The organism is Janthinobacterium sp. GL_088 (genome assembly GCF_057837845.1).
The window spans coordinates 4,138,209-4,157,062 of sequence record NZ_CM174453.1 but is presented as its reverse complement, the minus strand read 5'-3'; the positions used below and the strand labels follow the sequence as shown (position 1 = coordinate 4,157,062).

Annotated in this window: 19 protein-coding genes; 13 read left to right on the top strand and 6 right to left on the bottom strand. The window is 61.7% G+C overall.

Annotated elements, in window-relative coordinates; translation table 11 throughout:
- The first annotated feature begins 2 nt into the window (after window positions 1-2).
- From mshL to AC3IQ7_RS18685, 6 genes are all read left to right on the top strand, one after another.
- Entirely contained in the window at window positions 3-1,787 is a 1,785-nt protein-coding gene (gene mshL, locus AC3IQ7_RS18710) for a pilus (MSHA type) biogenesis protein MshL (RefSeq protein ID WP_489206980.1), read from the top strand.
- Window positions 1,788-2,693, top strand: coding sequence for an ExeA family protein (locus AC3IQ7_RS18705; RefSeq protein ID WP_489206979.1), 906 nt, complete (start codon window positions 1,788-1,790; stop codon window positions 2,691-2,693).
- A 17-nt stretch (window positions 2,694-2,710) separates the two neighbouring features.
- A complete protein-coding gene (locus AC3IQ7_RS18700) occupies window positions 2,711-3,760 on the top strand; it encodes a tetratricopeptide repeat protein (RefSeq protein WP_489206978.1) in 1,050 nt (349 codons plus the stop codon).
- Window positions 3,761-3,784: 24 nt separating this feature from the next.
- Window positions 3,785-4,702: an alpha/beta hydrolase gene (locus AC3IQ7_RS18695; protein ID WP_489206977.1), complete on the top strand. Its 918-nt coding sequence runs from the start codon at window positions 3,785-3,787 to the stop codon at window positions 4,700-4,702.
- 88 nt (window positions 4,703-4,790) lie between these two features.
- Window positions 4,791-5,453 (top strand): DUF2625 family protein, encoded by a 663-nt coding sequence (locus AC3IQ7_RS18690; protein ID WP_489206976.1) that lies wholly within the window; start codon window positions 4,791-4,793, stop codon window positions 5,451-5,453.
- 230 nt (window positions 5,454-5,683) lie between these two features.
- On the top strand, window positions 5,684-6,142 hold the full coding sequence (locus AC3IQ7_RS18685; RefSeq protein WP_099377517.1) for a nuclear transport factor 2 family protein: 459 nt from the start codon (window positions 5,684-5,686) through the stop codon (window positions 6,140-6,142).
- Window positions 6,143-6,180: 38 nt separating this feature from the next.
- Here AC3IQ7_RS18685 and AC3IQ7_RS18680 read toward each other — a convergent pair whose 3' ends face one another.
- The 3 genes from AC3IQ7_RS18680 to AC3IQ7_RS18670 all read right to left on the bottom strand — a co-directional run bounded on the left by AC3IQ7_RS18680 (window position 6,181) and on the right by AC3IQ7_RS18670 (window position 9,027).
- Entirely contained in the window at window positions 6,181-7,284 is a 1,104-nt protein-coding gene (locus tag AC3IQ7_RS18680; protein WP_489206975.1) for an HD-GYP domain-containing protein, read from the bottom strand.
- Window positions 7,285-7,330: 46 nt separating this feature from the next.
- Window positions 7,331-8,509 carry a pyridoxal phosphate-dependent aminotransferase gene (locus AC3IQ7_RS18675; protein ID WP_489206974.1) on the bottom strand — a complete coding sequence of 393 codons (1,179 nt, stop codon included), beginning with the start codon at window positions 8,507-8,509 and terminating at the stop codon, window positions 7,331-7,333.
- An 83-nt stretch (window positions 8,510-8,592) separates the two neighbouring features.
- On the bottom strand, window positions 8,593-9,027 hold the full coding sequence (locus tag AC3IQ7_RS18670; protein ID WP_034781135.1) for a putative toxin-antitoxin system toxin component, PIN family: 435 nt from the start codon (window positions 9,025-9,027) through the stop codon (window positions 8,593-8,595).
- Between the two features lie 30 nt (window positions 9,028-9,057).
- Here AC3IQ7_RS18670 and yaaA point away from each other — a divergent pair, with 30 nt between their 5' ends.
- Entirely contained in the window at window positions 9,058-9,828 is a 771-nt protein-coding gene (gene yaaA, locus AC3IQ7_RS18665; protein WP_099377513.1) for a peroxide stress protein YaaA, read from the top strand.
- A gap of 35 nt (window positions 9,829-9,863) precedes the next feature.
- On the opposite strand, the gene AC3IQ7_RS18660 is transcribed toward yaaA, so the two are convergent.
- Complete coding sequence (locus AC3IQ7_RS18660; protein WP_099377512.1) at window positions 9,864-10,667, bottom strand: outer membrane protein assembly factor BamD; 804 nt, start codon at window positions 10,665-10,667, stop codon at window positions 9,864-9,866.
- Between the two features lie 89 nt (window positions 10,668-10,756).
- On the opposite strand from AC3IQ7_RS18660, the gene AC3IQ7_RS18655 reads away from it, so the two are divergent.
- Both AC3IQ7_RS18655 and pgeF read left to right on the top strand, forming a co-directional pair.
- Window positions 10,757-11,782 carry an RluA family pseudouridine synthase gene (locus tag AC3IQ7_RS18655; RefSeq protein WP_322427888.1) on the top strand — a complete coding sequence of 342 codons (1,026 nt, stop codon included), beginning with the start codon at window positions 10,757-10,759 and terminating at the stop codon, window positions 11,780-11,782.
- A complete protein-coding gene (gene pgeF / locus AC3IQ7_RS18650; protein WP_489206973.1) occupies window positions 11,782-12,567 on the top strand; it encodes a peptidoglycan editing factor PgeF in 786 nt (261 codons plus the stop codon). The genes AC3IQ7_RS18655 and pgeF overlap by 1 nt, the downstream gene beginning before the upstream one ends.
- A gap of 16 nt (window positions 12,568-12,583) precedes the next feature.
- Here the strand turns inward: pgeF and AC3IQ7_RS18645 are convergent, their stop codons facing one another.
- Window positions 12,584-12,805: a hypothetical protein gene (locus AC3IQ7_RS18645; protein ID WP_308410637.1), complete on the bottom strand. Its 222-nt coding sequence runs from the start codon at window positions 12,803-12,805 to the stop codon at window positions 12,584-12,586.
- A 242-nt stretch (window positions 12,806-13,047) separates the two neighbouring features.
- Here AC3IQ7_RS18645 and phaC point away from each other — a divergent pair, with 242 nt between their 5' ends.
- The 4 genes from phaC (at window position 13,048) to AC3IQ7_RS18625 (ending at window position 18,455) form a co-directional block, all read left to right on the top strand.
- The gene (gene phaC, locus AC3IQ7_RS18640) at window positions 13,048-14,760 is read left to right on the top strand and encodes a class I poly(R)-hydroxyalkanoic acid synthase (protein WP_233516092.1); all 1,713 of its coding nucleotides are present in this window, start codon (window positions 13,048-13,050) and stop codon (window positions 14,758-14,760) included.
- Between the two features lie 225 nt (window positions 14,761-14,985).
- Entirely contained in the window at window positions 14,986-15,549 is a 564-nt protein-coding gene (gene phaR, locus AC3IQ7_RS18635) for a polyhydroxyalkanoate synthesis repressor PhaR (protein WP_010399000.1), read from the top strand.
- Window positions 15,550-15,743: 194 nt separating this feature from the next.
- Window positions 15,744-17,099, top strand: coding sequence for a 30S ribosomal protein S12 methylthiotransferase RimO (gene rimO / locus AC3IQ7_RS18630; protein ID WP_322427929.1), 1,356 nt, complete (start codon window positions 15,744-15,746; stop codon window positions 17,097-17,099).
- 189 nt (window positions 17,100-17,288) lie between these two features.
- Window positions 17,289-18,455, top strand: a complete 1,167-nt coding sequence (locus AC3IQ7_RS18625) for a cystathionine beta-lyase (protein ID WP_099377508.1) — start codon at window positions 17,289-17,291, stop codon at window positions 18,453-18,455.
- 36 nt (window positions 18,456-18,491) lie between these two features.
- Here AC3IQ7_RS18625 and AC3IQ7_RS18620 read toward each other — a convergent pair whose 3' ends face one another.
- A complete protein-coding gene (locus AC3IQ7_RS18620; protein ID WP_489206972.1) occupies window positions 18,492-18,854 on the bottom strand; it encodes a DUF4870 family protein in 363 nt (120 codons plus the stop codon).

Below are 18,854 nucleotides of genomic sequence, written 5' to 3'. Positions count from 1 at the left end.
GCATGTTCAAGATCAGTACGATGGCGGCTGTCATCAGCGTCAGCCTGGGCCTGGGTGGCTGCAATGTCGCGCCCGTCAAGCGCGACACCTATAATGCGATCACCGATGCCGTCAAGGGCGCGGCTGCCACCACGGCGCCAGCGGCCCAGCCGGACGCCGTGGAAGCGGCGCTGCTGCCGCCCGTGGCGGCCCTGGCCCAGCAATTGCCGAAGGCCCGCGCCGCGCTCGACGAGCGCTTCAACGTGGCCTTCAACAATGTGCCGGCGCGCCAGTTCTTCACTTCCATCGTGGCCGGCACGCGCTACAACATGCTGGTCCATCCCGACATCGGCGGCACGATTTCCGCCAACCTGAAGGACGTGACCCTGTTCCAGGCGCTCGACGCCGTGCGCGAACTGTATGGCTACGATTACAAGGTCGAGGGCACGCAGATCTACATCAAGCCCCTGACCATGCAGACGCGTTTGTTCCACGTCAATTACCTGACGGGCGCGCGCCGCGGCAGCTCCAACCTGCGCGTGTCGTCGACGTCGGTCGGTTCGGTCGGTTCGACCAACTCGGGCGGTTCGGGCAATAGCGGCAATAACAATCAGGGCAATAACCAGAATAACGAGCAGAACCAGCAGACGAATAGCGGCCAGGGCGGCCGCACGCTGGACAGCAGCAACCTGACCACCTCGTCGACGGCGGATTTTTGGCCGGAATTGAAGGCGGCGCTGGAAGCCATCGTCGGCAGCACCGAAGGCGGCCGGCAAGTGGTGCTCAGCCCGCAGTCGGGCGTGATCGTCATCCGCGCCATGCCGGAAGAGTTGCGCAATGTCGACATGTATTTGAAGGCCACGCAACTGTCCGTCGACCGCCAGGTGATACTGGAAGCGAAAATCCTCGAAGTCGAACTCAATAACAACACGCAGACGGGCATCAACTGGGCCTCGTTCGCCTCGATCAAGAGCGGCCACACGAACCGCATCTCGACGGGCTTCATCCAGCCCGGCGGCACCCTGGCGCCGCTGCCGTTCAACGGCGGCCAGCCGCCCAACATGACAAATGGCAATGGCTTGACGGCCAGCAGCGGTTTTGGCCTCAGTTCGGCGGCGAACGCGGCCGGTTCCATGTTCGGTCTGGCTTTCCAGACGGCCAATTTCGCGGCCATGATTTCCTTCCTGGAATCGCAAGGCTCCGTGCACGTGCTGTCGAGCCCGCGCATCGCCACCATGAACAACCAGAAGGCCGTGCTGAAGATCGGCACGGACGAGTTTTACGTGACGGGCGTGTCGACCACGACGAATACGACGGCCAGCGGCGCGACGACCAGCCCCAACGTGACCTTGCAACCGTTCTTTTCCGGCGTGGTGCTGGACGTGACGCCGCAGATCGATGCGGATGGCAACATCATCCTGCACGTGCACCCGTCCGTCAGCCAGGTGTCGACCATCAGCAAGGAAATCGATCTGGGCAGCGCCGGCTCGCTGAAACTGCCGCTGGCCGCGTCCAGCACGTCCGAGATGGACAGCATGGTGCGCAGCCAGGATGGCCGCATCGTCGCCATCGGCGGCCTGATGCGCCAGGCCACCACGGCGGACCGCTCGCAAGTGCCGGGCGCGGGCGATATTCCCGTGCTGGGCGCGCTGTTCCGCAACACGGGGCAGGTGATCCAGAAGCGCGAGCTGGTGGTGCTGATCAAGCCGACCATCGTCGACGGCGCGAACAGCTGGAACGAGGACTTGCTCGATTCGGGCAAGCGCATCGAGGCGCTCGACCCGCGCCGTCCGTCGGAGCGGCGCTAAATGTACCAGACCCATTTCGGCTTGCGCGAGGCGCCGTTCGGCCTCACGCCCGATACCAGTTTCTTCTTCAACGGCCCGCAGTCGCAAAAGGCGCTCAACACCTTGCTGGTGGCGGCGCGCAATGGCGAGGGCTTCATCAAGATCACTGGCGAAGTGGGCACTGGTAAAACCTTTTTGTGCCGCAAGTTCATGCAATCCTTGGGGCCGGACTTCGTCACGGCCTACATCCCGAATCCGAACTTGCCGCCCCGTTCGCTGATCCTGGCGCTGGCGGATGACCTCGATGTGCTGCTGGAGAAAGATGCTGATCAGCATCAATTGCTCAAGTCCCTCAACTTGCGCCTGCTCAACCTGGCGGCGCAAGGCAAGCGCGTGCTGCTGTGCCTGGACGAGGCGCAGGCGATACCCGTCGACAGCCTCGAAGCCTTGCGTTTGCTGACGAATCTGGAAACGGAAAAGCGCAAGCTGCTGCAAATCGTGCTGTTTGGCCAGCCCGAACTCGACGTCAAGCTGGCCCTGCCGGAAATCCGCCAGCTGGCGCAGCGCATCACCTTTCACTACCACCTGGGTCCGCTGTCGCGCGACGACGTGGATTTTTATGTGGCGCACCGCCTGCGCGTGGCGGGTTTCGATGGCGCGCGCCTGTTCAGCCGTGGCGGCGTGGGCAAGCTGTACCAGGCATCCGGCGGCATTCCCCGCCTGATCAACATCATGGCGCACAAGGCGCTGATGGTGGCGTATGGCGAAGGACGGCAGCAAGTGGGCGCCCGCCACGTGGCGCTGGCCGCCAGCGATACCCTGGCCAGCAAGCCGCGCCGCTTGTGGCGGCGGCCATGGCCGTGGCTGGCCGGTGCCGGCGTGCTGGCCGCCGCCTGCGGCGCGAGCTGGACTTTATTGAACCGATGACGAAGATGAGCCTGTAGATGAGCCTGATTAACAAGATGTTGCAAGACCTCGATGCGCGCGGCACCCCCGATGGACGCGGCGACGCGGCCGGCATCCGCTCCGTGCCCGAACGCGAGCGGGGCGTTTCGCGCGCGCTGGTCTTCGGCGGCGCCGCCGGCTTGACGGCCGCCGCCATCGCGCTGGGCTGGGTCTACCTGAAGCGCCCGGCCGTGCCGCCCGTGCTGGTCAGCGTGGCCAGCACGCCGGTGTTGGTTCCAGTATCGGCACCGGTGCCTGCCACCGTTGCACCCGCGCCCGTCGTGGCGGTTGAACCCGAACCCGTATTCCAGGCCGAGGAAGCTGCCCCCGCGCCAGCCAGGCTGCGTGCCGCCGACATGCGCCGCATCACGGCACAACCCGCCAAGCCTGCCGCCGCGCCCGTGGTGAAAACGCCGGCACTGGCCGCCAGCGAGCGCATCATTGACGGAAAACAAGTCACTCCGCAGCAACGCGTGGAGAATGAATACCGGCGCGCGCTGGCGCAGTTGCAAGATGGCCGCGTGTCTGACGCCATGCTGGTCTTGCAGCAGACCCTGCAACTGGACCCGCGCCACCAGGGTGCGCGCGAAACCCTGGTGCGCCTGCTGCTGGAAGCGCAGCGCCCCGACGAAGCAGCGCGCCAGTTGCAGCTGAGCCTGGCGCTGGACCCGAAACAGCCGGCGCAAGCGATGATGCTGGCCCGTTTGCAGCTGGACAAGGCCAACGGCGGCGCGGCCGCCCTCGATACCTTGACGCGCAGCCTGCCGTACGCCAGCGACAGCGGCGAATACCGCGCCTTCCTGGCCGGTGTGCTGCAGCGCGAACAGCGCTACCGCGAAGCGGCCGACCACTATCAGCTGGCCTTGCAGACGGCGCCCGACAACAGCGTCTGGTGGATGGGCCTCGGCATTGCCTTGCAAGCCGACAACCACCCGGCCCAGGCGCGCCAGGCGTTCGAGCGGGCCAAGGGCTTGCAAACTTTATCTCCCCAGTTGCAGGCGTTTGTCGAGCGCAAGCTGGTGCAGCTGACGGCGGCGACTGCGAAGTAACTTTACCTCAATGAAAGAAACAGCTTGAAGCCTCTCAGTCTGCTTATCGTTCTGTGCTGCCTGGCCGGCAGCACCCTGGCCGGCAGCGCCCAGGCAGCCCCCGCCAGCGCCCCTGCCAACTACGTTCTTGAGGATACGGAAGTACGCGACATCCGGGCGCAAGCCCTGAAGCGCGATTACCAGGTGTATGTGGCCTTGCCCGATTCCTACCGGCAGGGGAACAAGCGCTATCCGGTGCTGTTCGTCGTCGATGCCAATTATGCATTTCCCGTCGTGCGCAATATCGCGCAGCGCCTGAACAAGCATGCGGGAATGGAAGAAGTCATCGTGGTCGGCTTGTCGTACGCCAACGGCGATGGTGGGGTGTACAGCCGCCGCCGCGATTACACGCCCACCACGCCGCGCAAGCATGAGTACCGCTCGGACATGCCGGGGCGGCAGCCGGCGTTCGGCGAAGCGAAGGCGTATGGCCAGTTCATCTCGGGCGAAGTATTTCCCTTCATCGCCAGCAACTATCGCGTCAACATGCAGCGCAAGGTGTTTATCGGCCATTCCTACGGCAGCCTGCTGGGCCTGCAATTCCTGCTGACGGAACCGCGCACCTTCGAGCACTACATCCTCGGCAGTCCGTCGCTGTGGTACGACGCTGGCGTCATGTTCGACCGCGAACAGGCGTATGCCGCCAGCCACAAGGACTTGCCGGCGTCCGTATTCTTTGGCATCGGCGGCCTGGAAAAGCTGGCGGCGGGCAAGAAGCGTTCGCGTTCGGAAGAGGACGCTGACATGGTGGCCGACTTGCGCGAGTTCGACGGGAAGTTGACATCGCGCAAGTTCCCCGGCTTGAAAACCCGCTTGCGCGTCTTCGCGGATGAAGATCACGCGAGCGTGTTTCCTTTCGTGCTCACGCATGGCTTGCGGGCGTATTTGACGTCCGCAAAATGAAGGGTGACGGGCGCCGCCCGCCAGACAGTGCCAGCGTCGCCATGCATACTCCGACCGCAGGAAGCGGTCATCGATAAGGTCAGGTGCCATGCGTGCATTGAATGAATTATTGGATAGTGAAGACCCGGCGTTTGCGCTGATCAAGCAATGGGCCAGCGAGGCCGACATACCGGTGGAATTGCTGCCTCCCTCGGCCGGCAGGGCGGAGGTGCTGCTGAGCCTGCAGATCACCACGCGTTCTCCCCTCGGTGCGATAGCCTATGAAACCGGGGGCATCCTGGTGGATGACGGCTGGCTGCGCATATTGGGCTCGGGCCATGGCAAGCTGGAGCGCAACATTGCTACCTGGAACGAAGGAAAGGCCGAGGGTTTTCTGTTGGTGGCCGACGACGTGCTCGGCGGCTTTTTTGCCCTCAATGGCGGCGCGCTCGGCCCAGATCAGGGCCAGCTTTATTACCTGGCCCCCGAGACACTGGAGTGGGAAGCGCTGGAGATCGGTTACACGGCGTTTGTCGAATGGGCTTTTACCAGCCAGTTGCGGCAGTTTTACGGTCGGCAGCCTGGCGAGGCGCACGGCTTTGATGAATTGCCCTTGTCCGGCGACCTGTGCCTGAATTTTTATCCATTTCTGTGGACGCAAGAGGGGGCCCTCAAGACCAGTTCGCGGCGCGCCATTCCCGTGGAAGAGCAGTGGGCACTCAACCTTGATTTAAAACAGAAGGTGCTGGATGCGCCTGGGAGCACGAGCTGAGGCATGGCTTGCGGGCGTCTTTGAAACGTATCGCCATGCGCATCCCGAACCGGCGAAATCGCATTTCAATCCATGAATCGAGCGGTTTGTCGCAATGGCATGCGCCAGAAAAGGACAAGGGGATAGCATACAGTGGGCTTTTTCGCGATGCGCGGCCCGCAAGCGAGTGTTCGATACTGCCGCAGCAATCAACGGACGCTTCCCCATGACCTTGACCAGGATGAATACGCATGAAATTGACCGTTCCACATATCCTCTCCACCTGTCTGCTTGGCGCCTTCGGCGTGATCGGTAACGCGAACGCGGCATCCGGCGATGCCGAACTGGTGGCTCTGGTGCAGCGCCATGCGCAGGCGCAGAATAACTTTGATCAAGTTGCCTTGAAAGCCATCACGGCGGAGAATTATGTGGAAATATCGCCGGTCGGCGAGGTGGACGGGCGTGAAAAAATGTTGTCCTTCTATGCGCCAGAGCAGAAGCGGCCGAGTCCCCAGCTCCAGGTCGATGAACCGGTGGTGCGCCTGTTTGGCGATACGGCGCTCATCTCGGCGCGGCTCTCCTACCGTCTCAATCAGGAGGGGGGAGCCCGCACCTTCGCCCTGCGCGCCGGCTATGTGGCTCGGCTTGTCGACAAGCAATGGCTGCTGGTCAGCGCACAATACACGGGCATCCGTCCGCCGAAACCGTAAGCTGAGATTTAGTTTGACGCTGGCCTTGCCTAGCCAGCCTACAGCCGCGCCTCATCGCCCCACACATGCCGCATGCTGAAATGCATGCCGGCATCGTCTTCGTGCAGCGAGGAAACGATGGCGAACTGGCTGTCGCCCGTGTCGCGCGGCGTCATCTGCGATAGCTGGGCGGCGGCCAGCGGCGCGCCCAGCGCATCGCTGAGCGGATGCACGTGGCCGGCGCCCCGTTGCGTCACCACCCCCAGTTCGCCGCTGCGCAGGCGCACCAACGTTCCGGGCGGATACTTGCCCAGCAGATTGACGAACTGTTCGCCCAGCAAGGGGTCGATGGGCACGCCCTGGTCGAGAAAGATGTGCTGCAGCGCCTGGTCGGGCACGATGGAGCGGCGATAGTTGCGCGCGGAAACTCGGGCGCAATAGCGGTCGGCCAGGCCGATCAGCTTGGCATTTTGCAGGATTTCATCGGCCGTGCGCCCCTGCGGGTAGCCGCTGCCATCGTCGTTTTCATGGTGCAGGAGCACACAGCTCAGCCATTCCTCGTCGTCGACGCCGGCGCAGCGCAGCAATTCCGTGCTTTCCTGCGGATGCTGGCGCACGATGCGCATTTCGTCGTCGTTCAGGGGGCCGCGCCGGTCCTGGAAGCTGTCGTGGTGGCGCAGCATGCCCACGTTCATCGTCAGCGCGGCCGCGCCGATCAGCAGTAATTCATCGTGGGACTTGTGCATGCTGCGGCCCACCAGCATGGCCAGCAAGGCTGTTTCGATACAGTGGCGCACGGCGTAGCTGCCGGCGATCTGGTTGAGCAGGATGCTGGCCAGGGAGATGTCGGCATCGTGTTCCAGCGCGCGCAGCAGTTCGCGGGCGATGTCGCGCACGTCGCGCTCGGCATTGTTTTCGCTGCGCAAGGCCATCAGCAGCCGTTCCAGGCGCTGCGCCGCTTCATTGAGCATGCGCAAGACGGACGGCTGTTCCGGCGCGCCCACGTACAAGCCCAGTTGCAGCAAACGGCCCAGTTGCGTGCCGTCCGTGATGATCTGTCCCTTGCGCAGTTGCGGGCCGGCACTATGGTCCGCCAAAAACAAATCCCAGGGCAGGGGTTCGCCGGGAACCAGGTCGGCCGGGCCGATGCGACGCTGTACCATCTGTCATCCTTTGCCCCGCCGCAGCGAAGCCATGTTCAGTGCTCGGTTATATGCTGCGCAGGCGCTCCAGCGCCAGGCGCAAGGTCTCGTCTTTCTTGGCAAAGCAGAAGCGCACGATGCCCGATTCCTTGCCCTGCGCGTAAAACGCGGAGACAGGAATGGCGGCCACCTTGATTTGCGTCGTCAGCCATTCGGCGAACTGCGCTTCGGTCTCTTGCGAAATGGCATCGTAGCGCACGCACTGGAAATACGTGCCGTCGGCCGGCAGCAGGGTAAAGCGGCTGCCCGCCAGGCCGTCGCGGAACAAGTCGCGCTTGCGCTGGTAAAACGCGGGCAAGTCCAGGCAGGGCTGCGGGTCCGCCATGTAGCCGGCCAGGCCGTACTGCATCGGCGTGTTGACGGTAAACACGTTGTACTGGTGCACTTTGCGGAATTCCGCCGTCATGGAGGCTGGCGCGGCGACATAGCCGACCTTCCAGCCCGTCACGTGATACGTCTTGCCGAAGCTGGAGACGATGAAGCTGCGCGCCGCCAGTTCCGCGTTGCGCGCGAGCGACTCATGGCGCACGCCGTCATATACCATGTGTTCATACACTTCGTCGGACAAGATCAGAATTTGCGTGCCGCGCACGATGTCGGCAAGTGCGGCCACGTCGGCGGGACGCAAGATCGTGCCCGTCGGATTGTGCGGCGTGTTGATGATGATCAAACGCGTCTTGCTGCTGACGGCCGCGGCCAGGGTGTCCCACGGCACGCTGTAGCCCTGTTCACCCACCTCCATGGAGACCAGCACGGGCACGCCGCCGGCCAGGGCGATGGCGGGCAGGTAGCTGTCGTAGGCCGGTTCGATGACGATGACTTCGTCGCCCGGGTGCACGCAGCACAGGATGGCCGTGGTGAGCGCCTGCGTGGCGCCGGCCGTGACGGTGATTTCCGTGCCGGCGTCATAGCTGTGGCCGTACAGGCTGGCGATTTTCGCGGCAATCGCCTCGCGCAGGGGCGCGGCGCCCGTCATCATCGGATACTGGTTGTGGCCGGCGCGCATGGCGTCGCTGACGAGTTCAACCAGTTGTGGCGCGCAATCGAAGTCGGGAAACCCCTGGCCCAGGTTGACGGCGCCATGCTGGGCCGCCATGCTGGACATGCGGGTAAACACGGTGGTGCCCACGAGAGGCAGGCGGCTGGTCAGGGCGGGAGTCGTGTAGGGCAGGGACGGGCTGTTCATGAACGGTAGGGTCGCGGTGCGGAAAGTGGAGTCGTGTCCCATTCTAGCGCAGCGCGCCCCGTTGCGTGTGGGGCTTTGGCGGCTCAGCCTGGCAAGGCCCAGCCTTCCGGCACCATGATCTTGAACATGCCGGCCTTGGCCGTCTTGCGGGCCAGTTTCAGCAGGGCCTTGTCCTTGGTGATGAGGATGTCGGCGTTGGCGTCGCGCGCCAGTTCGAGGAATTTCTGGTCATCCTTGTCCGTGCAGACGGGCAGGCGCACGCCGGACACGGGCGGTGCCACCACGCTGATGTGCGCGTCGAAGCGGGCGGCGGCAACGGCGCGGCTGGCTTCATCGAGCGGCAAATGTTTGTAATGCAGCACGACCAGATATTCCGCGCGGCAATCTTCGCGCGTGATGGCATGCACGGCGCCGCTTTCCATGGCCGCCAGCAGGGGCGCCCAGCGCGGGTCGTTGAAGACGAACAGGTCGAGGCAAACGTTGGTGTCGAGGACGAGTTTTTGTGGAGCAGGTATCATGTCGGCAATTCTATTCTGTAGTGATAATTTATGTTGATCGTGCTTTCGCCCGCCAAGAGTCTCGACCTGGAGACGCCGCCAACAACCTCGTTGCACAGCACCCCCGATTTTCTCGACCATTCCGCCCAGCTGATCGAGCGCATGCGCCAGTTTTCCCCGGCCGAAGTGGGCAGCCTGATGGGCATTTCCGACGCCTTGTCGGCCCTCAACGTGGCCCGCTACGCTTCCTGGACGCCGCAGCTGGCGGAAGCGCGCCAGGCCATCATGGCCTTCAATGGCGACGTGTATGCCGGTTTCGAGGCGCGCAGCCTGCAGCCGGCCCAGCTCGACTATGCCCAGTCGCGCGTGCGCATCCTGTCGGGCCTGTACGGCTTGCTGCGCCCGCTTGACCTGATCCATCCGCACCGCCTGGAAATGGGCACGCGGCTGTCGACCACGCGCGGCAAGGATTTGTATGCGTTCTGGGGCGACACCATCACCAACGGCCTGAACCGCACAGCCAGGGAGCAGGGCGCCAAGGTGCTGGTCAATCTTGCTTCCGAAGAATATTTCAAATCCGTCAAGCCGCGCCAGCTGGACGTGCCCGTCATCGCGCCCGTGTTCGAGGACTGGAAGAACGGCAAGTATAAAATCATCTCGTTCTACGCCAAGCGCGCGCGCGGCATGCTGGCCCGCTATGCCGCCGTCAACCAGATTCGCGATCCGCAGCAACTGAAGCAGTTCGATGTCGACGGTTACGGTTTCGTGCCGGAAGCGTCGAACGACAAGAGCTGGGTGTTCCGGCGCAAGGTCGGCGAATAAGTAAAAAACCGGAGCAAGCTCCGGTTTTTTTCATTTTACTGCCAGAACTTCCACCACTTGCGTTCCTTGTTCACCCCTTCCGGGCTGAGGAATGCCGTGTTCGGGTAGTTCTTGGTCAGCACGCGCAAGGTATCGTCGCGCAGGTCGGTCAAGCCCAGCTTGTCATACGAGCGGTACATGATGAACAGCGCTTCTTCGATGGCTGGCGAGGCGGCAAAGTCGCTGACCGTCGTTTGCGCGCGGTTGGCGGCAGCCAGGTAGGCGCCGCGGCGGTAGTAATAGCGCGCCACGTGCACTTCGTATTTCGCCATGGCATCGATCAAATAGTTCATGCGGGCCAGCGAATCGGGCGCGTATTTGCTATTTGGAAACTTGTCGACCAGTTGCTTGAAGGCCGCAAACGCTTCGCGCGTGGCTTTCGGATCGCGCTCGGTCGGATCTTGCTCGTACAGGAAGTTCAGGAAGCTGATCTGGTCATTAAAGCTGATCAGGCCCCGCAAGTAGTACATATAGTCTACATTGGCGTGGTTCGGATGCAACTTGATGAAGCGTTCGACGGCAGCCAGTGCCTGCGCCTGGTCTCCCGACTTATAATACGCGTAAGCGATCTCCATCTGCGCTTGCAGAGCATAGTTGCCGAAAGGATAGTTAGCCTCCAGCTTCTGGAACAGGCCGATTGCAGCTTCATAGTGCTGCCCGGCCATTTCTTCACGCGCCTCCGAGTATAATTTCGTAACGGACCAGTTTTTGGTCTCATCCACTTTTTCTGGCAACAAGCTGCAAGCGGACATGCCGAGCAGAACGACTGAAGCGACTACCAACGATAATTTTTTTTGCATGACGTTTTGCAAGAAGGTTTTAACCAAGATTTTACAATAGGCTGATTATAGCCGATGGGAATGCTGTGATATTAACTCCGAAGCCTAATTTGGCTGACCCCGCGTTTGACTCCCTTTCTGACCATGCTGCCGAAGAGGCGTTTGACGGCGATTTTGCCGCCGACGACGTCTTCGAGGAAATGGCCCCGATTACATTGGAACTGACGCCGGACGCCTGCGGCCACCGCCTCGATAAAGTCATCTCCAAGCTGGTGCCGCAATACTCGCGCAGCCGCTTGCAATTGTGGCTGGAAGCCGGTTTCGTGACCGTCGATGGAAAAGTTGCCAAACGCAACATGACCGCCTATGGCGACGAGAAGATCGTCATTCTGCCGCAAAGTGCGCCGGAAGACGAGGCTTTTAAGCCGGAAGCGATGGAATTGAACATCGTGCACGAAGATGAGCATATCATCGTCATCAACAAACCGGCCGGACTGGTCGTGCATCCAGGCCCCGGCAACTGGTCGGGCACTCTGCTCAACGGCTTGCTGCACCACTGCCCGCAACTGGCGGGCGTGCCGCGCGCCGGCATCGTGCACCGCCTGGACAAGGACACGAGCGGCCTGATGGTGGTCGGCAAGACCCTCGCTTCGCAAACGGACCTCGTGCGCCAGTTGCAGGCGCGCACCGTCAAGCGTGAGTATTTCGCGCTCGTGTGGGGCACGCCGAAGGCGGCGGGCACCATCGACGCCTCCATCGCGCGCCACCCGCGCGACCGCGTCAAGATGGCCGTCTCGGAAAACTTTACGGCCAAGCCTGCCATCACGCACTATGAATTGATCGGCAGCGGCGAACTCGACCGCCGTCCCGTGAGCCTGATGCAATGCCGCCTGGAAACAGGCCGTACGCACCAGATCCGCGTCCACATGCAGCATCTGGGCTTCGCGCTGGTCGGCGATTACGTGTACGGCAAGCAGCATCTGGTGTCCGTGTTCTCGCGCCAGGCGCTGCAGGCGCGCCGCCTGGGTCTCGTGCATCCGGGTACCCTGGAAGCGTGCGAGTGGATCGTGCCGCTGGCCGATGACTTCGCGCAACTGATCGCCACCGCCGGCATCCCCGAGCCGGAACAGGTCTGATGACGTCACCGTTGCCTTGCATTATTCCCCATTGGCCCGGCTTGCCCGCGAACGTGGGCGCGCTGTCGAGCATGCGTGTGGGCGGCGTCAGCCAGGAGCCATATGGTGACGGGCAGGGCGGCGGTGGCTTGAATCTGGGCACGCACGTGGGCGATGATCCCGCGCATGTGGTCGCCAACCGCGCGCGGCTGGCCGCCATCTTGCCTGCCGAGCCGGCCTGGCTGTCGCAAGTGCATGGCGTGGCCGTGGCCGATGCCGGCAAGCTGGACGGCCATGTGCCGGACGCCGATGCCAGCGTGGCAACACAGTCTGGCGCCGTGTGCGTCGTGATGACGGCCGATTGCCTGCCTGTGCTGTTTTGCTCGACGGATGGCCTGGTTGTCGGTGCGGCCCACGCGGGCTGGCGCGGCCTGGCCAACGGCGTCTTGCAGCGCACGGTGGCAAGCATGCGCGCGCAAGGCGCGACGGACATCCTTGCGTGGCTGGGGCCGGCCATCGGCCCACGGCAATTCGAAGTGGGGCAGGACGTGCTGCAAGCGTTCCGCAACGGCGCGTGCGATGATGTTGAGCGGCAAGTGTTATCCAGTGCCTTCACCGCCATCGCCGACAAGCCCGGTAAATACCTGGCCGATATCTATGCGCTGGCGCGCACCATGCTGCTGCGCGATGGCGTGGCGCAAGTGGCCGGCGGGGAATATTGCACCGTCAGCGATGCGGCGCAGTTTTACTCGTACCGGCGCGATGGCGTCACGGGAAGACAGGCCAGCTTGATCTGGCGCAAATAATCTGCACGGCAGACACTTATGTGTCTGCCGTTTTTGTTTTATCGTCTGCTGAGGCAAGTGCGCGGGCTTTTAGCTCGGCCTTGCGTTTGCGTCTCCGCGAGCCCGTCAGATAGAATAGGATGGACAGGGGGATGACGCAGTACAGCAAGAAGGTCATCACCCCGGCGACGATGGACGGTTCCGTCAGCGCCATGAGGCCGACGACATAGATCCAGGCAACAGCGGTCATGAGCATCATCGGTATTGGCAGTCAGTAAAAGTTTGCATGCAGGTGATCCTAAAGTATTTATTTTTCGACTACGTTTCGGCGCCTAACAAAACCGTAGCGAGCGGAAGGGAGAGGTGGCTAAGAAGCGCAACCGTACTCTAGTACGGTGAGCATCGCAGGCCGCCTATACCGACGCGCAGTAGGTTTTGTTCGGCGTCCCTCAATCTTGAATGGACTTACATACATCTATGAATATGCCCGATCCTCAAGCAATGACCAAAGAATGGATGGCGCAGATCAGCAATCCTGAGCAGTGGAAGACGTGGTTCAACATGGTACCGCAGCCCCAGGGCAATCCGATTGCCGGAATTTTGCAGGATGCGGGTGCCAGCATCAAGCCGGAAGTGATCGAGCAACTGAAAAATGCCTACGTGGCCAAACTGACGGGCTTGTGGGCTGATTTTATGGCCGGCAAGACGCCGGAGCTGAAAGACCGCCGCTTTGCCGCGCCCGCCTGGCACGCCAGCCCCCTGTCGGCCTTCAATGCTGCAGCCTATCTGCTGAACGCGGAGTTTCTCAGCGCCATGGCCGATGCCGTGGAAGCGACGCCGCACCAGAAGCAAAAGATTGCGTTTGCCGTACAGCAAATCGTCGACGCCATGTCGCCCGCCAATTTTCTTGCGACCAATCCCGACGCCCAGCAAACCCTGATCGAGACCAAGGGCGAGAGCCTGGCCAAGGGCTTGAGCAATATGCTGGCCGACATGCAAAAGGGCCGCATTTCGCAATCCGACGAATCGGCCTTTGAAGTGGGGCGCAACGTGGCTACCACGCCAGGCACGGTGGTGTTCGAGAACGCGCTGTTCCAGCTGATCCAGTACACGCCGACGACCCCCACGGTACACCAGCGGCCGCTGCTCATGGTGCCGCCATGCATCAATAAATTCTATATCCTTGACTTGCAGCCAGAAAACTCGCTCGTGCGCTATGCGGTGGAGCAGGGCAATACCGTGTTCCTGATGTCCTGGCGCAATCCTGACCTGAGCATGCAGCACCTGACGTGGGACGATTACGTCGAGCAAGGCGTGATCGAAGCCATTCAGGTCACGCAGGACATTTCCGGCCAGGACAAGCTCAATATGTTCGGCTTTTGCGTGGGCGGCACCATCGTCTCGACGGCGCTGGCCGTGCTCAAGGCGCGGGGCGAAAATCCGGCCGCCAGCCTGACCTTGTTGACCACCTTCCTCGATTTCTGCGATACGGGCGCGCTCGACGTCTTCATCGACGAGCCGCAAGTGGCGCTGCGCGAGCAGTCCCTGGCCAAGGGCGGCTTGATGTCGGGCCGCGACCTGGGCAGCACTTTCTCCAGCCTGCGGCCGAACGACCTCGTGTGGAACTACGTGCAATCGAATTACCTGAAAGGCAAGGAGCCGCCCGCGTTCGACTTGCTGTACTGGAATGGCGACGGCACGGGCTTGCCGGGTCCCATGTTCTGCTGGTATCTGCGCAACACTTACCTGGAAAACAGCCTGAAAGTGCCGGGCAAGCTGACGGTGGCCGGCGAAAAGGTCGACCTGAGCAGCATCGACGCGCCTGCTTTCATCTACGGTTCGCGCGAAGACCATATCGTGCCCTGGGGTGCGGCCTATGCCAGCACGGCCTTGCTGAACCCGAAAAAGCCGAAAGCCAACCGCTTCATCCTCGGTGCTTCGGGCCATATCGCCGGCGTGATCAATCCTGCTTCGAAGAAAAAGCGCAGCTACTGGAGTAATGACCAGCCCCGCACGGCCAAATCGAAGCCGCAAAGTGCCGAGCAGTGGATGGAAGGTGCAACCGAGCACGTGGGCAGCTGGTGGTCCGAATGGGCGGCCTTCCTGGCCGAACACGGCGGCGCGCAGGTGAAGGCGCCAGGCAAGCCGGGCAACAAGCGCCACGCGGCAATCGAGCCGGCGCCGGGGCGGTATGTTAAAGTCAGGGCGGACTAGTTTACAAAAGCTTCTCGCCAGGCAAGACCGGCGTAATCCCCGGTCTTGTCAGGAATCTACTTTTAGTTGCGTTGCAATAAATATGGGAATCTACTACCCTGATGTGCAATGGAGCCATTTTCCACTCTATAATGGAAAAAGTAGGCAGGTGCGAAAGCGGACCCACGTTCGCTTTTTTTTCGGATTAACTCTGTACGCGCTGCGGCGCAATAAGTGGAACTTGTGATGAGTAGTGCAAAAAAAAGTATAGACCGCCTGATTAAAAAATATCCCAACCGCCGTCTGTATGACACGCAAACCAGTTCCTACATCACCTTGACGGACGTCAAGCAGCTGGTGTTGGACAATGAGGTGTTTACCGTCGTCGATGCCAAATCCAATGAAGATTTGACGCGCAGCATCTTGCTGCAAATCATTTTGGAAGAGGAAGCGAACGGCGCGCCCATGTTCTCGAGCAGCGTGTTGTCGCAGATCATCCGCTACTATGGCCACGCCATGCAGGGCATGATGGGATCCTACCTGGAAAAGAACGTGCAAGCGTTCACCGATATCCAGCACAAATTCACGGGCACGTCGGCCGGCAGTTTCGAAGGCAAGCCTTTCAGCCCGGAAATGTGGACCCAGTTCATGAATGTCCAGGGCCCGATGATGCAAGGCATGATGAACAACTACATCGACCAGAGCAAGAGCCTGTTCGTGCAGATGCAGGAACAGATGCAGAGCCAGAGCAAGAATCTGTTCGGCACGTTCCCCTTCGTTCCGCCGGTCCCGCCAACGGACAAAAAGTAATCAATGCCACACGCTCACCGGGCGATTCGATCGCCCGTGAGTTGTATCGGCGTCATCAAAACAGCATAGTTCTGCCAGCAAGGGTCGGCTCGGGGTACAATAGCCGATTCGCCTCACCATTTTACTAGCTGCCAACTATGTCTGAAATTCACCGTATTCCCGTTCCTTCCGCCCAGCCCGAGGCCATGCTGGCCATGCCAGGTGCGGCGCCGAAAGTGGGCTTTGTCTCGCTCGGCTGCCCGAAAGCGCTGGTCGACTCCGAACAAATCCTGACCCAACTGCGCGCCGAAGGCTACGAAACGGCGAAATCCTACGCTGGCGCCGATCTGGTGATCGTCAATACCTGCGGTTTTATCGATGCTGCCGTGCAAGAGTCGCTCGACGCCATCGGCGAAGCGCTGGCTGAAAACGGCAAAGTGATCGTGACCGGCTGCCTAGGCGCCAAGAAAGATGCTGCCGGCGACGACATCATCATGAAGGTGCACCCGAAAGTGCTGTCCGTCACGGGTCCGCACGCGCTGGCCGAAGTGATGGATTCCGTCCATTTCCACCTGCCGAAGCCGCATGCGCCATTCCTCGACCTGGTGCCGCCGCAAGGCGTCAAGCTGACGCCGAAGCACTATGCCTACCTGAAAATATCCGAAGGCTGCAACCACCGCTGCAGTTTCTGCATCATCCCGTCCATGCGCGGCGACCTCGTCTCGCGCCCGATCGGCGAACTGATGATCGAAGCGGAAAACCTGTTCAAGGCTGGCGTCAAGGAATTGCTGGTCATTTCGCAAGATACCTCCGCATATGGCGTGGACGTAAAATTCCGTTCCGGCTTCTGGAATGGCCGTCCCGTGAAAACCCACATGACGCAGCTGACGGAAGCGCTGGGCGAGCTGGCCAAGTCCTACGGCGCCTGGGTGCGCCTGCACTATGTGTATCCGTACCCGCACGTGGACCAGATCATCCCGATGATGAGCGGCGGCCACATCCTGCCATACCTCGACATTCCGATGCAGCATGCGCACCCTGACGTGCTCAAACGCATGAAGCGTCCGGCCAGCGGCGAGAAAAACCTCGACCGCATCCAGGCCTGGCGCGCCATCAACCCGGACCTGACGATACGCTCGACCTTCATCGCTGGTTTCCCTGGCGAAACGGAAGAAGAATTCGAATACTTGCTCGACTTCCTCAAGGAAGCGCAGATCGACCGCCTGGGCTGCTTCGCCTATTCGCCTGTCGAAGGTGCAACGGCCAACGCCATCGCCAATCCCGTGCCGGAAGAGCTGCGCGAAGAGCGCCGCGGCCGCGTCATGCTGCTGCAGGAAGAAATTTCCAAGAAACGCCTGCAAGCCAAGGTCGGCAAGACCGTGCGCGTGTTGATCGATGAAGTCACCCGCTCCGGCGGCGTGGGCCGCTCGTCCGCCGACGCGCCGGAAATCGACGGCGTCGTGTATGTGAAGCCGCCATTCGAGCCGCACCGCAAGCTGGCGGTTGGTCAATTCGTCGACGTGACGATCACCTCGGCCGATGCGCACGACCTGTGGGGCGCTGCCGAGTAAAAAACCGCCATGCCGGCGTTGCGCTGCCTTGCCGTACAGTAAGGTACTGTCTTCGGCAGCGCGCCTTGGCCTGAACGTTTTTTATGCAGGTGTAACACTCTGTCAGGTGTACGGCGTGCAGGGCGCAAAGCCCTTACAATCAAGGCGGATCAGCAATTGCTGATCCGCCTTTTTTTATTTCCCGACGCCATGACCCAGACCAAATCTCCCCAGACCGCGCTGATCCACAGCGATTACCAGGCGCCGCAAGGCTTTGCCGCGTTTCCGAACGCCATCCATCACGCATCGACCGTGCTGTTCAAGGACGTGGCGGCCATGCGTTCGGGCGACTGGAAAGAGAAAAACGCCTACACCTACGGCTTGCACGGCACGCCCACCACCTTTACCCTGGAAGCGCGGCTGGCCGAGATCGAAGGGGGGAAATACTGCCTGCTGGCGCCGTCGGGCCTGGCGGCCATCGCCATGGCGGATTTTGCCCTGCTGAAAACGGGCGACGACGTTTTATTGCCGGAAAATATATACAACCCGAACCGCGAACTGGGGCGTTGGCTGGCGCAGGATTTCGGCATCACGGCCCGCTATTACGATCCGCTCATCGGCGCCGGCATCGCCGCCCTGATCCAGCCCAACACCAAACTGATCTGGACGGAAGCACCCGGTTCCGTGACGATGGAAGTGCCGGATTTGCCCGCCATTTGCGCGGCCGCCCATGCGCGCGGCGTGCTGGTGGCTTTGGATAACACCTGGTCGGCGGGCCTGGCCTTGCGCGGTTTCGACCTGGGCGTGGACATCATCATGCAGGCGCTGACGAAATACCAGTCGGGCGGCTCCGACGTGCTGATGGGCGCGCTCATTACGCGCGAGCGGGCGCTGCACGAGCGCCTGGCGCTGGCGCACATGCGTCTGGGCATGGGCGTTGGGGCGGACGACGCCTACCTGGTGCTGCGCGGCTTGCCGACCATGAAGTTGCGTTTCGACGCTCACGATGCGGGCGCGCGCGCGGTGGCTGCCTGGCTCAAGGGAAGAAGCGAGATTGCCACCGTGCTGCATCCGGCTTTCGACGATTGCCCCGGCCACGCCATCTGGCAGCGCGATTTCACGGGCGCGGGTGGCCTGTTTTCCGTACTGTTCGATGCCCGCTACACGGAGGCGCAGACGGACCGCTTCGTTGATGCCTTGCAATTGTTCAAGATTGGTTACAGCTGGGGCGGCGCCAACAGCCTGGTGATGCCGTACCGCATCGCTGCCATGCGCAAGGGCTGGCAGTTGCCGGGCCAGCTGGTGCGCCTGAATGTGGGACTGGAAGATCCGCAGGATTTGATCGCCGATATCGAACGGGCGTTCGCGGCGATGTAGGAAACGGCAAGCCGTTGGCTTGCCGCGAAGCACCTTTTACATGGGCTCGGGCTTGTTGTTGTTCAGGTCGAGGAAGCCGCGCAGCAAGCGGTAGGCCTTCCACAGCCAGGCCACGCCCCACACGAGGAACGCCAGCGGAATGCCGATCAGCGTGATCCACAGGATGGCGCCGACGACGATCCAGGCCACATACCACCAGAAGGAACGGATCATCCAGCTGTGATGGCTGTACACGAAGGTCCCGGCCGCCTCGTCCCGCTTCACATAATTGATGATGAGCGGAATGAAGGAAAACGCGCCCAGCGAAAACACAAAGCTGGCGCCATGTATCAGGTACAACCACCAGGCCAGGTTTTTGGTCTGCTGGAGTTGGGTATCCAAAATAATATCTTGTGACAT